Here is a 16,034-nt window from a genome sequence, read left to right as displayed (position 1 = left end):
AGGTCAGGACGCCTGGCGGGCGGCGGCCCGAGTGACGAGCGAGCCGACCAGGCGGCCGAAGTCCAGGCCGGCAGCCTGGACGGCCAACGGCAGCAGGGACGTCTCCGTCATGCCGGGCGAGACGTTGACCTCCAGCACGTGCGGCCGGCCGTCGGCGTCCACGATCACGTCGACCCGCGACAGGTCCCGCAGTCCGAGTGCGGTGTGCGCGGCGAGCGCCACGTCGGCCACCGAGGCCGCCACCTCCGGCTCCAACCGGGCCGGAGCGTGCCACGTGGTCCGGCCCGCCGTGTAGCGGGCGGCGTAGTCGTACACGCCGTTGCGCGGCACGATCTCCACCGGCGGCAGTGCCTGCGGCCCGTCCCCCAGGTCGATCACGGAGACCGCCACGTCCATGCCGGGCACGTACCGCTCCACGAGAGCCGTCGAGTCGTACGCGAAGCACCCGACCATCGCGGCGGGGAGCGATGCGGCGTCCCGGACCACCGCGGCGCCCAGACCCGACCCGCCCTGCGCCGGCTTGACCATCAGCGGGAGGCCGAGCCGGTCGGCGATGCGGTCCAGCACGGCCACCGCGCCGAGTTCGGAGAAGCGGTCGTGCGGCAGGGCCACCCAGTCGGGGGTGGGGATGCCGGCCTCGCGGAGGACCGCCTTGGCGGACGGCTTGTCCCAGGCGAGCCGGGAGGACCGGGCGTCGCAGCCGACGTACGGGACGCCGCACAGGTCGAGCACCCCCCGCAGCGAGCCGTCCTCGCCGGTCGCGCCGTGCAGGGCGATCATGACGGTGTCCGGCGGGTCGACCGTGAGGGACGGCAGGAGAGCCACGTCGGCATCCCGCAGCTCGGCCTCGACGCCGACGGCACGCAGCGCGTCGAGCACCCGTCGGCCGGAGCGCAGCGACACGTCCCGTTCGTAGGAGAGCCCGCCGGCGAGGACCAGCACCCGCAGGTCGGCCGCGACGGGGGAATCGGTCACGGAGAAGCGCTCGGCAGCGGTCGTACCCATGCCGGCATCATGCCAAGTCGGGACCCGGCACGTCGGAGCCGGGCCGGCCGCGACGGCCCGCGGCACCGCTCACGGCACCGAAGACGCGGCGCGTCGCGATCTCCTGCTCCATGACACCCGCGAGCCGGCGTACGCCCTCACGGATGCGCTCGGGGGGCGGGAAGCTGAAGTTCAGCCGCATCGCGCCGGTGCCCGTCCCGTCGGCGTAGAAGCCGGTGCCGGGCACGTAGGCGACCCGGGCGGCGATGGCGCGCGGCATCATGGCCTTGGAGTCCAGTCCGTCCGGCAGGGTGGCCCAGACGAAGAGCCCGCCGGCCGGGGTGGTCCAGCTGGTGCCCTCGGGCATCAGGTCGGCCAGCGCGTCGAGCAGGGCGTCGCGGCGTTCGCGGTAGACCTCGCGGTAGACCTTGAGCTGCTGCCGCCATGGCATCGTGCCGAGGTAGGTGGCCACGGCGGCCTGCGCGTAGCCGCTGGGACAGAGGATCTGCGCCTCACTCGCGATCACCAGCTTGTCGCGGACGGCGTGCGGCGCCAGGATCCAACCGACCCGCAGGCCGGGAGCGAAGGTCTTGGAGAAGGTGCTCAGGTAGAAGACGCCGTCGCGCCGCCGGGCCCGCAGCGGCGCCGGGGCCTCGCCCTCGAAACCCAGCTGGCCGTACGGGTCGTCCTCGATCACGAGCAGGCCGGCGCGCTCACAGATGTCGAGGACGCGCTCCCGGCGCTCCTCGCTGAGCGTCACGCCGGCCGGGTTCTGGTAGGTGGGGATGGTGTAGAGGAACTTGACCCGTCGGCCGGCCCGGGCGAGGTCGGCGATGGCCGTCTCCAACGCCTCCGGGATCAGCCCGTCGTCGTCCATCGGCACATGCACCACCTGCGCCTGGGCGGCCTGGAACACCCCGAGCGCGCCCACGTACGTCGGGCCCTCGGCGAGCACCACGTCACCGGGGTCGAGGAAGAGCCGGGCGACCAGGTCGAGCGCCTGCTGCCCGCCGACGGTGACCACGACGTCCTCGGGTGAGGCGCCGCACGCGGCGTCGATGCCGGAGAGTGCCATGACCTCGCAGATCCGCTCGCGCAGCTCCAGGGTGCCCTGGCCGATGCCGTACTGCAGGGTGGTGACCCCGTGCTCGGAGCCGAGCCGACCGAGCATCTCGCCGACCGCGTCGAGTGGCAGCGCCGCGATGTACGGGGCGCCACCGGCGAGGGAGACGACCTCGGGGCGACTGGCCACCGCGAAGAGTGCTCGGATCTCGGAGGCGGTCATCCCGCGCACGCGCCGGGCGTACCGGTCGGTGTAGTCGTCGAGTGTCGTGCCGGTCATGACCTCACCTCGATCGCTGCTCGGGTAGCTCTCGCCCCGGGTACCCCGCCCGCTCGTGACCATGGCGGCGGGACACCGAATGTCGATCCTAGTCGGCGAAAGCCTGGTTGCCGCCCTGCCGGATCGGATCGACCACATGGCGGACCGTCCTGCGGTGGTGGGGATTTGCGCGTCCCCTCCCGTACGGTCGATCGGCGGCGTACGATCGCTCGTCGGGGGCAGGAAGGCCGCGCTGTCGTTCCGTGCCGGTCTCACCACCGAGCCTAACTGTGGGGATGGGCCATATGTCGCGACGTCTGGTCAGCCTGACCCTCGACACGCTGGAGGATCTTCCGCGCCCCTGCCGTCAGTGCGTCTACTGGGAGCTGGATCCGGTCTCCGCCGACCGAGCCTGCGCCGCCGGTGACCCGGGCCTGGAAAAGGAGGCGTGGGTCTCCCAGACCCTGCTGGAGTGGGGCTCCTGCGGCAAGCTCGCGTACGTCGACGGTATGCCGGCGGGCTTCGTGATGTACGCGCCGCCCGCCTACGTGCCGCGCTCGATGGCCTTCCCGACATCGCCGGTCTCAGCCGATGCCGCGCTGTTGATGACCGCCAACGTGGTCGCCGCGTTCGCCGGCGGCGGGTTGGGCCGGATGTTGGTGCAGGGTGTCGCCCGGGACCTGACGAAGCGAGGGATCAAGGCGATCGAGGCGTTCGGCGACGCCAAGTTCGGTGACGCGGACGACCCGGCCGGAGGATGCGTGGCACCGGCCGACTTCTTCCTCTCCGTCGGCTTCAAGACCGTACGTCCGCATCCCCGTTTCCCCCGTCTGCGCCTCGAACTGCGTACGGCGCTGAGTTGGAAGTCCGACGTCGAGTACGCGCTGGAGAAGCTGCTCGGCTCGATGAGCCCGGAGACGCTGCTCCGGCCGGTCCGGCCCGCGCCGGCCACCCGCTCGACGGGCGGCTGAGCGGGGTCAGTCGACGACGGTGCCGGCGGCCACCACCGCACGCAGTTCGCTGACGTCGAGCGAGCCGGTCGGCACGTCCCGCTCGATCGGGTAGTACATCCGCTGCACAGCGGCCACGATCGCCTCCACGACCCGGTCGCGGAACCGGGGGTCGACGAGCCGGGCGCGGTCCACGGGTGAGGTGAGGTAGCCGACCTCGACCCGGACCGCCGGCATCCGCGTCAGCCGCAGCAGGTCCCACGCTTTCGCGTGCGTACGGCAGTCCCGCAGCCCCGTCCGCGCCACGATCTCCCGCTGCACCAGACCCGCCAGCCGTTCACCGGTCGCCGAGGTCACCCCGTTGTCGGTGCCGTAGTGGTAGGTCGCCACCCCTTCCGCGTCCGGGTTGGCGTGCCCGTCCAGGTGCAGCGAGATGAAGACGTCGGCACCGAGCGAATTCGCCAGCAGCGCCCGGTCGGTGTCTGGCAGGCACTTGTCGGGCGCGGGACCGCGGGTGAGCTGGACCCGCACCCCGGACGCGGCGAGCCGCCCCTCCAACCGGCTCGCCAGGTCATGGACGAGGTCCGCCTCCGTCCAGCGCAGCGGCCCGTCCGGCACCACCATGCCCGGATCGGTGCCACCGTGGCCGGGGTCGATGACCACCGTCTTGCCGACCAGCGCGGGCCCGGACTGGCGGATCGCGTCGGACTCGCGCAGCCACTGGGGACGGCCGCCGACGACCTTGCGACCGATCCGGCGCAGCGCGTCCATGGTGTGCGGCCCGCAGGAGCCGTCGGGGGTGAGCCCGACCTCACGCTGGAACTGGGCCACCGCACGGGAGGTCCGGATGCCGTAGATGGCGTCGGCGCGGCCGACGTCGTACCCCATCTCCAACAGCCGTTCCTGCAGCGACCGGACATCCTCGCCGGTGAGCGGCTCGGGAATCGCGTGGTAGAGGGTGCGGGCACCGAGTCGCCAGCGTGCGGCGTCCAGCGCGCCCCAGGTCTCCGAGCCGACCCGGCCGTCCACGCTGAGCCCGCGAGACTGCTGGAACGCGCGGACCGCGCGTTCCGTGTCCCGGTCGAACTCGTCGCCGTGCGAGCCGTCGGCGGTGAGCAGGTCGAGGCCGGTGAGGATGGTACGGATCTCCGTGACCGCTGGTCCCCGGTCTCCCGGTCGGATCGGACGCACGCACGACCCCCTCTGCACGAGTCTGGCTGGCCGGGCGGCGGCCCTGGGTTGAGGCTATGCGTTCCGGGGCGGCGACGGGCTCGGGCCGGGAAAACAGCGAACCCCGCACCCGATGAAGCGGGTACGGGGTTCGGTGGTGTCTGCGCTGATCAGAGGGCCGACTCGATGAGCCGGACCAGCTCGCCCTTCGGCTTGGCGCCAGCGATCGACTGCACGGGCTGGCCGTTCTTGAAGACGGTGAGGGTCGGCACCGACATGACCCGGTAGGCCCGGGCGGTCTCCGGGTTTTCGTCGATGTTGAGCTTGACGATGGTGACCTGGTCGCCCATCTCGCCCGCGATCTCCTCGAGCAGCGGCGACACCTTGCGGCACGGCCCGCACCACTCGGCCCAGAAGTCCACCAGTACCGGCTTGTCGGCCTGCAGCACGTCAGCGACGAAGCTCGCGTCGGTGACCGCCTTGGTATTTCCCACTATTGCCCTCCTCCGGGTTGTTTCCTTGTTTCAGCTGAGCGTCGCGATGAACCGCTCGGCGTCGAGCGCGGCGGCACAGCCGGTGCCGGCCGCGGTGATCGCCTGACGGTAGGTGTGGTCGACCACGTCACCGGCGGCGAAGACGCCGGGCACGCTCGTCCGGGTGCTGGGCGCCTGGACCTTCACGTAGCCCTCGTCGTCCAGTTCGACCTGGCCCTGGAACAGCTCACTGCGGGGGTCGTGACCGATCGCCACGAACACGCCGGTCACGTCCAGCACCGTGGAGTCGCCGGTGTGCACGTTGCGGACCCGTACACCGGTGACCTTGCCGTCAGCGCCGAGGACCTCTTCGACGGTGCTGTTCCACTCGACCTTGATCTTCTCGTTGCTCAGCGCCCGGTCGGCCATGATCTTGCTGGCCCGGAACGAGTCGCGCCGGTGGATGATGGTCACCGAGTCGGCGAAGCGGGTGAGGAAGCTGGCCTCCTCCATCGCCGAGTCGCCACCGCCGACGACGACGATGTGCTGGTTGCGGAAGAAGAAGCCGTCACAGGTGGCGCACGAGGAGACACCGTGGCCCAGGTACTCCTGCTCGCCCGGCACACCCAGCGGACGCCAGGCCGAACCGGTGGAGAGGATCACGGCACGGGCCCGGTAGGCGGTCTCGCCGACCCACACGGTGCTCACCGCGCCGGAGCCGGAATCGCCGGTGTCGACCAGCTCGACCCGCGTCACGTCGTCGGTCAGGAACTCGGCGCCGAACCGCTCGGCCTGCTTGCGCATGTTGTCCATCAGCTCGGGGCCGAGGATGCCGTCGGCGAAGCCGGGGAAGTTCTCCACCTCGGTCGTGGTCATCAGCGCACCGCCGGACTGCGCGCCCTCGATGATCAGCGGCTTCAGGTTGGCGCGGGCCGCGTAGACCGCCGCCGTGTAACCGGCCGGGCCGGAGCCGATGATGATCAGGTTGCGGACCTCGTCCACTGCCGTCTCCCGAGTTGTGTGTTCGGCGCCGGCGCGCGCACCGATGCTGATCCGAGTGCCGACGCTTGGGGGACGCCGGCAGCTGACTTCCAGAACGTCATCGTACGAAGCGGAGATTCCCGAGCCGGGCATCGGCGTGGGTCAGGTCACCTGGACGCTCATCGTGCTGCGGAATCACCCTACCCGCGCCGAATACCGGCTGTCCGAGCCGGACCCGGGTACGCCACACTCGGCGCCACTCACCCAGGCCCAGCGCGCCCCGGTCGTGTCGGTGAACCGGATGACGAGCGCCTGCTCGCCCTGGAACCGCGCGTAGTCGATCACTTCGACGACCAGTGGGCCCGAGCCGTGCTCCGCCGCCACGGACGTCAGGCAGGCGGTCAACGCCGCCTCGTCGGTGAGCCGGGCGAGCTGGTTCGACCCGTCGGGGGCAGGCCGTCGGTCCCCTTCGGCGTCCACCCCGGGCTGCCCGCCGGGACCGCTGCTGTTCTCCTCCCGCATCGGAGACTGCGGGCTCGACGTACCGCCGAGGTTCTCCGGGGTGTAGTCGGTACCGCTGTGCAGCGCTGGGCCGGACGTGCGGACCGTCCCGCCGGCAGCGATACCTGCCGGCGCGTTGGCCGGACGGTCCACGGCACCGGAATCGGCGGTGTCGGTGGAAACGTGGTCGAGTGCCAAGCCGAGTACGACGACGGCCGCGGCCGCGACGGCCACCGGGGCGGCGCTGCGGACCCAGCGGCGCTGCCGACGACCGGGGCCGGTGGCGACGCCGCGCCCCGATTCGGCAGGGGACGGGCTGGTGGGTCGACGCCCACCCTGTGCCGGCACGGTCACCGGCGTCGCGGCGGCAGGCGTCTCGGACGACACGGTGGCGTCGTCCGTCGGGCTGTCCGCCGCCAGCGCGGCGGCGATTCGTTCGGCGACTGCGGACGGCAGCTCCGGTGGAGGTTCGGCCCAGCGGGCCAGGTCGCTGCGGACCTGCGTCACCGCGGGTGCCAGCAGCGCGTACGCCTCGGCCCAGGCTGGGTCGGCAGCCACCAGCCGGCCGACCTGGGCCTGCTGCGGCGTGCCGTCCAACGCGCCGCCGAGGTAGTCAGCGAGCAGGTCGACGTCGACCTCCCTGAACTCCTCGGTCGTCACGTGTCCTCCTGATTGGCGTCCTGCCGGAAGCGGACCGACCCCGATCCGACGCCCTCGGCCGGGCGTGGGTTCCCCGGCGTGACGCCTGGCACGTCCGGCTCGGCGCCGACCCCTCCGGGACCCGCCGACGCCGCCGGACGCAGATGCCCGAGCAGCACCGCCAGCCTGGCCCGGCCCCGGGCACACCGACTCTTCACGGTTCCTTCGGCGACACCGAGGATGCGGGCCACCTCGGCCACCGGATAGCCCTGCACGTCCACGAGTACCAGGGCGGCCCGCTGCTCGACCGGCAGCGCGGCGAGTGCCGCGCGGACGACGAGCGCCGTGTCGTGGTCCTGCGCGGGCGCGGCCGGCTCGACACCGCCGGTGCCCGACCCGTCGCCGGACCGGTTGCCGTCCGGCAGTGGCACGGTGGGGTGCGCCTGCCGCCGTCGGATGCGGTCCAGGCAGGCGTTCACCACGATGCGGTGCATCCACGTGGTGACGGCGGAGTCACCACGGAAGCGGGCCGCCGCCCGGTGTGCCGACAGCAGGGCGTCCTGGAGCGCGTCGGCGGCCTCCTCGCGGTCGCCGAGCGTCCGCAGGGCCACCGCCCAGAGTCGGTCGCGGTGCCGGTGGAACAGCGCGGCGAAGGCGTCCCGATCGCCGGCGACGTGGGCGCGCAGCAGCTCAAGGTCCGTTGCCGCGTCGCGCCCGTCCATCACCACGTCCGGCTGATGCGGTTTCCGGGGCGTGCTGCCCGACTCACGAACCCTGGACCGTGATCTCCTGCACTCCGAGCTTGAAGCCGTCGTCGTCGCCGTTGGGCGGCAACTCGGTGAACCAGAGCAGCAGGTACCGGTACTTCTGGTCGGCGTCGAACCCGTTGAAGGTCATCGTGGTGCCGTCGTGCTCCTTGAGGACACCGATCTCCGTCTTGTAGTTCGACACCATCGACTTGTCGCCGTTGGAGGTCGACGGGTAGGTGTTCGTGCCCGCGAGCAGCTTCGCCGTGGCGCCTCGACCGGAGAGCACAGCCTGCACCGACTTCACCGTGTGCGGGGCACCCAGGTCGAGCCAGACCCCCATGCCGGACTTGAGGTTCCCGTACGTGGCGTTCGGGTAGCGGTCGGTCTCCCAACCCTTGTCGTTGTCACCGTCGATCATCTTCTTGGCACCGTCGAGCTCGTCCCGCGGGACGCTGTCCGGGTCGACGACCTTGATGTCCTGAACCTTGAGATTGCGAACCGTGGCGGCGGCCGGAGTGGCCTCTCCGGCCGGAGCGCTGGCGCTGGGCGTGGCCCCGGCGGTGTCCTGCGGCTTCTTGTCGTCGTCGCCGAGGGCGCTGATCCCGATGAGCAGGCCGACCAGGGCCACCGCCAGCAGACCCGCGATGCCGATGGCGACCTTGCGACCGCCGGCTGCGGCCAGCGGCGACGGCTCTTCCTCGGTGTCGGCGGTGAACCGCAGCGGCCCACCGTTGTCGAGGTAGTGCTCCTCCTCGGCCGGCACGTCCAACCGGGCCAACTCGGCTGCCAGCACGTCGGACGACGGCGGCGCGATGTCGGCGTCGAGCAGGTCCATGGTCAGGTCGTCCAGGTACGCGGGCACACCGGCCCGGACCTGACGGGGTGCCGCGAGGACGCCGCTGGCGTCCCGGACCGCGTCCGGGATGGCGGCCCGCCCGTGGCCTGCGGTGGCGCCGCGGAGCGGTGCCTCGGTGTGCGGCCAGTGACCGGTCAGCGCGAAGTAGAGGACGCCGCCGACCGCCCGGATGTCGCTCTCCTGGCTGTCGTCGCCGTCGGTGCGGGCGTCGGCCAGGACCACGCGACCGTCATCGCTGATCATGACGGTGCCAGGGTGGACGTTGCCGTGCACCATGCCGGTGGCGTGCACCGCGGCCAGAGCGCTCGCGACGGCGTTGCCGATCGCGGTAGCCCGGGCCGGGTCCAGTGGACCCTCGGCGGCAAGGTCGCGCAGCGACTGCCCGTCCACCCACTCACGGACCACGTACGCCCGCTCGGCCTCGTCGATGGCGTCGTAGACGCCGACCAGGTTGGGGTGGATGACCCGGCTGGCCGCGACGGCTGCCTGAAGCATCTCGGTGGCGGAGTCGCCACCCGGATAGCGCAGCACCACCGCGACAGGACGGCGCAGGATGACGTCGACCCCGCGCCACACCAGCCGACCCGCGCTGTCGTTGTTGATGTGCTCGACCAGCTCGTAACGCTCGGCGAGGATTTCACCGGCCGTGGGAGCACCGAAGGTCATGACCGGCGGAGCGCTCTCGTCCGCCTCCTGACCCTCGCCGACCTGGGTCACCCGTCCTCCCTCGGTGATCGTGTCGATCGATGGACCCGAACTGCTGGGCATGTGGCTTCCCGCTCTGCCGTCGAAGGAACCGGCCAACCGGTGTCGACGCCCAGCGCCGGCGCCTGCCGTACCCGTCGAGAGCGACCTTACCCGGGTTGCCCGTCTCCCCGACATGTCATCTTCTGGCCGTACCCGGCGGGGTGCCGGGGATCGGAGAAGTCGTCCGGTTACGACCGTTGTCACACACGTTGCTGGCACATGTACTAGCTAATCTACGGCTTCACCGCAAGTGACCGACGTCGGGGCCGGGTCGGGCGTGGCACCCTCGCTCCACAGCCAGTTCCCGCCGATCGGGCGGCCACGCTCAGCCGTACGGTTGGTTATCCACAGGCTGATCCGGTGGCTGACCGGTGAATCGCGGAGTTATCCACAGGTGCATCCCCAGCCTGGTGATCCATGGTCACGTTCTGTGTGGTGATCACGGAAGGTCCTCGGAGTCTCGCCGTCAGCGACCGAGGCGACGGCGAACCATGCCGACGACCTCGGTGATTTCGCCGATCCGCAGCACCATGGCCAGCCCGAGATACGTCCCACCGATCACCGCGCCGCCGATCACGAGCTGAAGGACGGCCTGCATCCAGCTCGGCGTGTCGCCCCCCGGAAGCACGCTCACCACGAGCAGGCCGACCAGGGCCGAGCCCAGCGCGGCGACCGCGACCCGACCCAGGGTGCGCAGGATGGCCCCCATCCCGATCCGGCCGACCCGGGGCCGCAGCAGCCAGGCGGAGGCGAACGCCGCTGCCAGGTAGGAGACGGCGTTACCGATCATCATCCCGGCCGCCGCGAAGTGCGCGGCGAAGGCGACGTACAGCACCACCTGCACACCGATCCGCAGTGCCACCACCGGAATGTTGATCAGCGCCGGGGTGCGGGTGTCCGGCAGGGCGTAGAAGGCGAAGGTGAAGAGCTGGCTGATCGCGAACGGCACCAGTGCCAGCGCCGCGAGCAGGAGCACCAGTGAGGTGTCGGCGGCGTTCTCGTCGGTGAACGCGCCGTAGCGGAACAGCGTCACGGCCAGTGGGGTGGCCAGCACCGCGTAACAGACCGCGATCGGGGCGAGCACCGCCGAGACGGTGCGGGTGCCCCGGGACAGGTCGGCGGCGACGTCGGCGTACCGACCGTCGGCGGCCGCCGCGCTCATCCGGGGCATCAGCGCCGTGATGATCGAGACGGCGATGATGCCGTGCGCCATCATCAGCAGCAGGAACACGTTGTTGTAGATCAGCGGGCCGGCGGCGTTCTCCTTGCCGGCCCGGTTCAGCAGGTTGAACAGCACGATCAGGCCGACCTGGCTGACCGCGACGTAGCAGAACATCCAGCCGCCGAGGCGGCCCAGCTCCCGCAGCCCGAGGGTGCGGAAGTCGAATCGGAGCTTCCAGCGGAAACCGACCTTGCGCAGCGCCGGCAGCAACCCGGCGGCCTGGATGGCGACACCGAGCAGGGTGCCGCCGCCGATCAGCAGGATCCGGCCGGTGGTCATCTCGTCCGGCTTGACGATCCTCGCGCCGAAGATCGCGATGTACAGGCCCGCCGTGGCGATAACCACGATGTTGTTCAGGATCGGCGCCCACATCGGGGCCGCGAAGTGCCCCCGGGTGTTGAGCACCGCGCTGATCAGCGCGCTGAGGCCGGTGAAGAAGATCATCGGCAACATCAGGTAGGACAATGCCGTGACCAGGTCCCGGAAGTCAGCTCCGGTCTTCTTGCTGGCGTAGAGCGAGGTCAGTACGGAGGCGAAGGCCACCGCCACCAGCGCCGCCACGGCCAGGGCCAGCACCGCGAGGGTCAACAACCGCTGGGCGTACGCCTGACCGCCGTCGGTGTCGACCTTCCGGCGGCGGACCAGCACCGGGATCAGGACACTGGTCAGGATGCCGCCGAGGAGGAACTCGTACACCATTCCGGGCAGGATCTGCGCGGTCGTGTACGCGTCACCGACCAGTGCGCCACCGAGCGCGGCGGTCAACGCCAAGGTGCGCAGGAAGCCCGTACCCCGGCTGGCCAGGCTGCCGATCGCCATCACCGCGCTGTTGGCGGCGGCGCTGGTCTCGCCCACCTGCTCCTGGGGCGGAGCGGTGGACTCCATGGCCGGCTGGTTCAGCGGCTCGGCGGAGATGAAGGTGGCGCCGTCGGAGGGGCGGAGATTGGCTCCCGCACCGCCGTCCTGCGCGGCGTTCGCGCTGCGGTAGAGCCCGCCGCTCATCTCCAGCCTCCCAGGGGTACGTCGAGCCGGGCACCGACCCGCACGTCACAGACCATAGTCAACCCACACCCGTTACCCGCGCCCGGCGGATCGGATCGCACCCCGGCCCGATAGGCTGGCGATCCCATGTCCGAAGCCTCCGCTCCCCACGCCGCCGACCGCCGCGAACTCACCGCCGCGCAGCGCAACGCCGTCGCCGAACTGCTCCGGGTTTCCCCGGTCGCCGACGAGTTGGGCCGCCGTTTCGTCCGCGCCGGTCACGAGCTGCACCTGGTGGGTGGTTCGGTGCGGGACGCGTTGCTCGGCCGACTCGGCGACGACCTGGACTTCTGCACTGACGCCCACCCCGACGAGACGTTGCGGATCATCAAGGGCTGGGCCGAGTCGATCTGGGAGACCGGCCGTGAGTTCGGCACCATCGGCGCGCAGCGCGACGGGCTCCGGCTGGAGATCACCACCTTCCGGGCCGAGTCGTACGACCAGGTCAGCCGTAACCCGGTGGTGGTGTACGGCACCAGCCTCGACGAGGACCTGAAGCGGCGCGACTTCACCATCAACGCAATGGCCGTCAGCCTGCCGGACCACCGCTTCACCGATCCACACGGTGGGGTGGCCGACCTCTCCGCGCAGGTCATCCGTACGCCCAGCACCCCGCGCGAGTCCTTCGGTGACGACCCGCTGCGCATGCTCCGGGCCGCCCGGTTCGCCGCCCAACTACGCTTCGCCGTCCACCCGGACGTGCACCTCGCGATGACCGAGATGGCCGCCGACCTGGACCGGATCACCGCCGAACGGATCAGGGACGAGTTCACCAAGCTGCTCTGCGGCGCCGACCCGATCACCGGGCTGCGCCTGCTTGTCGACACCGGCCTGGCGGAGCGGTTCCTTCCCGAGCTGACCGGGCTGAAGCTGGAGATCGACGAGCACGCCCAGCACAAGGACGTCTACGAGCACACGCTGACGGTGGTCGAGAACGCGGTCTCGTACGAGGAGGAGGGCTGCGACTTCGTCCTACGGATGGCCGCTCTCATGCACGACGCGGGCAAGCCGGCGACGAAGGCCGTCGGGTCCGACGGCCGGGTCAGCTTCCACCACCACGAGGTGGTCGGCGCCCGGTTGACCAAGGCCCGGATGAAGGCGATGCGGTACCCGAAGGAGGTCACCGCGAAGGTGACCGCGCTGGTCGCGCTGCACCTGCGCTTCTACGGGTACGGCCGGGGCGAGTGGACCGACTCGGCGGTGCGTCGCTACGTCGCCGACGCTGGTGACCTGCTGCCCCGGCTGCACAAGCTGACCCGCTCGGACTGCACCACCCGCAACCGTCGCAAGGCGGCCCAGCTCGCCGCCGACTACGACGCGCTGGAGGGGCGGATCGCCCGGATAGCCGCCGAGGAGGACCTGGCCCGGGTACGCCCCGACCTGGACGGCAACGCGATCATGGAGTTGCTCGGCGTACCCCCCGGTCCGATCGTCGGACGGGCCTGGAAGCACCTCAAGGAACAGCGCCTGGAGCACGGACCCCTGGACCGCGACGCCGCCGAGGCCGAGCTGCTGCGCTGGGCCCGCACCGAAGGCCTGATCCCCTAACCCCACGCGCGTCCCCCACCCCCATACCCCGCCGATCTTGCACTTTGGGTTGTCGATGTGAGGGTTGTGCCCTCTTATGTCGCGACAGTAAGTGCAAGATCGGCGAGGGGGTTGACGGGGGCGGTGGGCGAGGGGGGTTAGCGCGTTTCGACGACCTTGCCGTCGACTGCTGCGTCGTTCGGGGTGGATGCTGAGCCGAGGCGGGCGAGCAGGCCGGCCAGGTCGATGCCGGTGAGGTCGCTGCCGAGCTGCAACCCCTGCGCCACGTTGCCGGCCACCGACTTCGTCAGCGACGACGCCCCGTCGGTGGAGATCACCGTCATCTTGTCGATCGCACCGATCGGAGCACTGGCCGCCTCGACGACCTGCGGCAGGACCTTGACCAGCAGGTCCAGTACCGCAGCTTCGCCGTACGCGGCGAACGACTCGGCCTTGCGTGCCATCGCGTCGGCCTCGGCCTGGCCCTTGGCCAGGATGGCTGCCGCCTCGGCCTGACCCTCGCGCTCGACCGCCTCGGCGATCGCGGAACGCCGCCGCTGCTCGGCCTCACCCTCCTTGGCGCCCTCGATCGCGTTGGCCTCGGCGAGGGCCGCACGCCGTGCGCGCTCGCCCTCACCGGTGAGTCGCGCCTGTTCGGCGGAGGCCTGCGCGGCGGCGATGACCGCCTGGCGCTGCGCGTCCGCACTGAGCACCGCCGCGTTGCGGGACGCCTCGGCCTCCTGCTCCACCTTGTACCGGGCGGCGTCGGCCGGCTTGCGCACCTCGGTGTCCAGTTGGCGCTGCTTCAGCTCGGCGTTGCGCTCGGCCACCTTCTGCTGCTCGGAGAGGATCGCCTGGTCCCGTTCCGCCTGGGCCAGCGGCCCGGCAGCGGCCGACCTGGCCTTCGCCGCGTCGATCTCCGCCTGGATGCCGGCCTGCTTGAGGGCCAGGTTGCGGTTCGCCTCGGCGATGGCCTCCTCGGCGAGCAGCCGCTCCTGCTCGGCCTGCTGCCGGGCCCGCGCCTCGGCGATGGCCGCGTCCTTGAGCACCCGGGCGGCCTCGGGCCGGCCCAGGTCCTGGAGGTAGGAGCCCTCGGCGAGGATGTCCTGGAGTTGGAACGTGTCGAGCACCAGCCCCTGGTTGGTCATCGAGTGCTCGGCCTCCTCGGCCACGGCGCTGGCGAACGCCGCCCGGTCCCGGATGACCTCCTCGACGGTGAGCCGGCCGACGATCGAGCGCAGCGCGCCAGCCAGCACCTCCCGGGTGAAGTTGTCGATCTCGTCCTGCTGGTGCAGGAACCGCTGCGCCGCCGCCCGGATCGCGTCCTCGGTGCCTCCGACCTTGACGATCGCCACACCGTGCAGGTCGGCACGGATGCCCTGCTTGCTGACCGCGCCCCGGATGCCGACGTCGATCCGCCGGCTGGACAGGTCGAGCGACTGGAGCTTCTGTACCACCGGGAGCACGAAGACCGAGGCCCCGAGCACCACCTTCTGCCCGGAGGTGTCGGTCGACCGGCCGCCGTCGGCGGTGTGCGTGGTGCGCCCCTTGCGGCCCGTGACGATGAACGCCTCGTTCGGGCCGGCGACCTTGATCCGGGAGAGCACGAACAACACCAGGACGAGCGCGAGGACGACCGCGCCGCCGACAGCTATCAACAGGGGCATGGAGGGGGGTCCTGTCTGCGAGGAGGAATCAGTAGGTTTCGACGTGCACGCTGGTCTCGCTGAGCGCCTGCACGACGAAGATCTGCGCGCCCATCGGGATTGGCTGGTCGGCGCGGGCGTTGAGCTTGACCGGGTGGCCGGCGACGCGTACCCGCACCTCGCCGTACCCGTCGACAGGCACCCGCGTGACGACCAGGCCGAGCGCACCGACCAGGTCGTCCCGGGTGGGGGTGGGGTCGGTGCGCATGTTGCGCGCCGCCCGGCTGAACCGCGACGCCAGCCACGCCGTGGGCACGGCTGCGAGCAGGCCGCCGGCCGCCGCGCCCGCGATCATTCCGGGGGTACGCGCACCGAGCAGTTCGTTGACGATCGCCCCGCCGAACCCGAATGCTCCGGCGAAACCCGCGATCGTCTCGGTGGAGATCGGCCCGTCCACGCCGGGATGCCCGAAGTGGAGCAACTCGCTGCCGAGCAGGGCCAGCGCCAGCACCGTGACACCGGCTCCGCCGATGATCAGAAAGATGAGCGTCCCCGTGGCCACGACCTGCACGGTATCGATCCCGCGCAACGCCGACGTCCTGTCGGCCAGTACGAAGTCACCCTTGTACGGCTGCCGATAGAGCAGTCAGTCGTCGCCGGCCCAGACGACGTCGGCGACCGGCAGCGGGTTGACGACCCGTCCGGTGGCGGCCTCCACCAGCAACGGCTCCTGCTGGCCCTGCACGACGACCAGGCGACCGTCCGGCGACCAGGCCCACGGACCGGCGGGATCGCCGAGTAGCGGCTCGAATCGGGTTGGTCGTCCGTCGTCGGCGGAGGACAGCTGCACGCCACTTCGCGGGTGCCGAATCGACTCGGACCGTGGCTTGCCCTGGGCGGTCTGTGGCAGTGCCACCTCCCGACCGTCGCGAGTCCAGACGAAGGAGCACTGGTCGGTGCAGAAGTAGCGCTGCCGGGACACCCGGTGCGTACGCCTCCTGCCGTCCCGCTCGACCACGACGAAGCCGAAGCGGTCCAGCTGATTGGTGGTGAACCCGTGGCCCACGGGCGTACGCCTTGGCCAGCGCGTTCTGGAGCAGGTTCTCGGCCGTGTGCTGGTTCCCCGCCAGCGCGTACGCGACGCGCAGCAGGGCGGCGCCCCGCTCCTGAACGAATGTGGTGAACCCCCCGTCGACATTCGCCACTGCCCACCTCCGTAGTTCAGAC

General features: G+C 71.1%; 14 protein-coding genes and 1 pseudogene. 2 read left to right on the top strand and 13 right to left on the bottom strand.

Going from position 1 to position 16,034, the window contains the following annotated elements:
• Nucleotides 1-3: 3 nt before the first annotated feature.
• The gene (locus ACGFH9_RS02895; RefSeq protein WP_393214378.1) at nt 4-1,005 is read right to left on the bottom strand and encodes a D-alanine--D-alanine ligase; all 1,002 of its coding nucleotides are present in this window, start codon (nt 1,003-1,005) and stop codon (nt 4-6) included.
• A 7-nt stretch (nt 1,006-1,012) separates the two neighbouring features.
• The gene (locus ACGFH9_RS02890; protein ID WP_393214375.1) at nt 1,013-2,326 is read right to left on the bottom strand and encodes a PLP-dependent aminotransferase family protein; all 1,314 of its coding nucleotides are present in this window, start codon (nt 2,324-2,326) and stop codon (nt 1,013-1,015) included.
• A 284-nt stretch (nt 2,327-2,610) separates the two neighbouring features.
• Here ACGFH9_RS02890 and ACGFH9_RS02885 point away from each other — a divergent pair, with 284 nt between their 5' ends.
• A complete protein-coding gene (locus ACGFH9_RS02885) occupies nt 2,611-3,276 on the top strand; it encodes a GNAT family N-acetyltransferase (protein WP_074315552.1) in 666 nt (221 codons plus the stop codon).
• Between the two features lie 6 nt (nt 3,277-3,282).
• Here ACGFH9_RS02885 and ACGFH9_RS02880 read toward each other — a convergent pair whose 3' ends face one another.
• From ACGFH9_RS02880 to murJ, 7 genes are all read right to left on the bottom strand, one after another.
• On the bottom strand, nt 3,283-4,446 hold the full coding sequence (locus ACGFH9_RS02880) for an N-acetylmuramoyl-L-alanine amidase (RefSeq protein ID WP_393214371.1): 1,164 nt from the start codon (nt 4,444-4,446) through the stop codon (nt 3,283-3,285).
• Nucleotides 4,447-4,595: 149 nt separating this feature from the next.
• Complete coding sequence (gene trxA / locus ACGFH9_RS02875) at nt 4,596-4,919, bottom strand: thioredoxin (protein ID WP_007453873.1); 324 nt, start codon at nt 4,917-4,919, stop codon at nt 4,596-4,598.
• 30 nt (nt 4,920-4,949) lie between these two features.
• Nucleotides 4,950-5,900, bottom strand: coding sequence for a thioredoxin-disulfide reductase (gene trxB, locus ACGFH9_RS02870; protein WP_393214367.1), 951 nt, complete (start codon nt 5,898-5,900; stop codon nt 4,950-4,952).
• 174 nt (nt 5,901-6,074) lie between these two features.
• On the bottom strand, nt 6,075-7,040 hold the full coding sequence (locus tag ACGFH9_RS02865) for a hypothetical protein (protein ID WP_393214364.1): 966 nt from the start codon (nt 7,038-7,040) through the stop codon (nt 6,075-6,077).
• Nucleotides 7,037-7,741 carry an RNA polymerase sigma factor SigM gene (sigM, locus tag ACGFH9_RS02860; RefSeq protein ID WP_393214361.1) on the bottom strand — a complete coding sequence of 235 codons (705 nt, stop codon included), beginning with the start codon at nt 7,739-7,741 and terminating at the stop codon, nt 7,037-7,039. The genes ACGFH9_RS02865 and sigM overlap by 4 nt, the downstream gene beginning before the upstream one ends.
• A 43-nt stretch (nt 7,742-7,784) precedes the next feature.
• Nucleotides 7,785-9,392, bottom strand: a complete 1,608-nt coding sequence (locus ACGFH9_RS02855) for a protein kinase family protein (RefSeq protein ID WP_393214358.1) — start codon at nt 9,390-9,392, stop codon at nt 7,785-7,787.
• 445 nt (nt 9,393-9,837) lie between these two features.
• Complete coding sequence (gene murJ / locus ACGFH9_RS02850) at nt 9,838-11,595, bottom strand: murein biosynthesis integral membrane protein MurJ (protein ID WP_393214355.1); 1,758 nt, start codon at nt 11,593-11,595, stop codon at nt 9,838-9,840.
• Between the two features lie 126 nt (nt 11,596-11,721).
• Here murJ and ACGFH9_RS02845 point away from each other — a divergent pair, with 126 nt between their 5' ends.
• Nucleotides 11,722-13,182, top strand: coding sequence for a CCA tRNA nucleotidyltransferase (locus tag ACGFH9_RS02845; RefSeq protein WP_393214352.1), 1,461 nt, complete (start codon nt 11,722-11,724; stop codon nt 13,180-13,182).
• Between the two features lie 137 nt (nt 13,183-13,319).
• Here the strand turns inward: ACGFH9_RS02845 and ACGFH9_RS02840 are convergent, their stop codons facing one another.
• From ACGFH9_RS02840 to ACGFH9_RS02825, 4 genes and pseudogenes are all read right to left on the bottom strand, one after another.
• Nucleotides 13,320-14,828 carry a flotillin family protein gene (locus ACGFH9_RS02840; RefSeq protein WP_393214349.1) on the bottom strand — a complete coding sequence of 503 codons (1,509 nt, stop codon included), beginning with the start codon at nt 14,826-14,828 and terminating at the stop codon, nt 13,320-13,322.
• Nucleotides 14,829-14,856: 28 nt separating this feature from the next.
• Nucleotides 14,857-15,378: a hypothetical protein gene (locus tag ACGFH9_RS02835; protein WP_393215232.1), complete on the bottom strand. Its 522-nt coding sequence runs from the start codon at nt 15,376-15,378 to the stop codon at nt 14,857-14,859.
• A gap of 75 nt (nt 15,379-15,453) precedes the next feature.
• Nucleotides 15,454-15,873 carry a hypothetical protein gene (locus ACGFH9_RS02830; protein ID WP_393215290.1) on the bottom strand — a complete coding sequence of 140 codons (420 nt, stop codon included), beginning with the start codon at nt 15,871-15,873 and terminating at the stop codon, nt 15,454-15,456.
• A pseudogene (locus tag ACGFH9_RS02825) lies at nt 15,860-16,012 on the bottom strand (SigE family RNA polymerase sigma factor); the annotation flags it as partial. The gene ACGFH9_RS02830 and the pseudogene ACGFH9_RS02825, both read right to left, overlap by 14 nt.
• Nucleotides 16,013-16,034: the final 22 nt, after the last annotated feature.

The sequence above is a fragment of the Micromonospora sp. NPDC049102 genome, assembly GCF_043197485.1.
Taxonomy (GTDB): domain Bacteria; phylum Actinomycetota; class Actinomycetes; order Mycobacteriales; family Micromonosporaceae; genus Micromonospora.
Note: the sequence above shows the minus strand (reverse complement) of the source record. Positions and strands in the feature narration are given on the sequence as shown.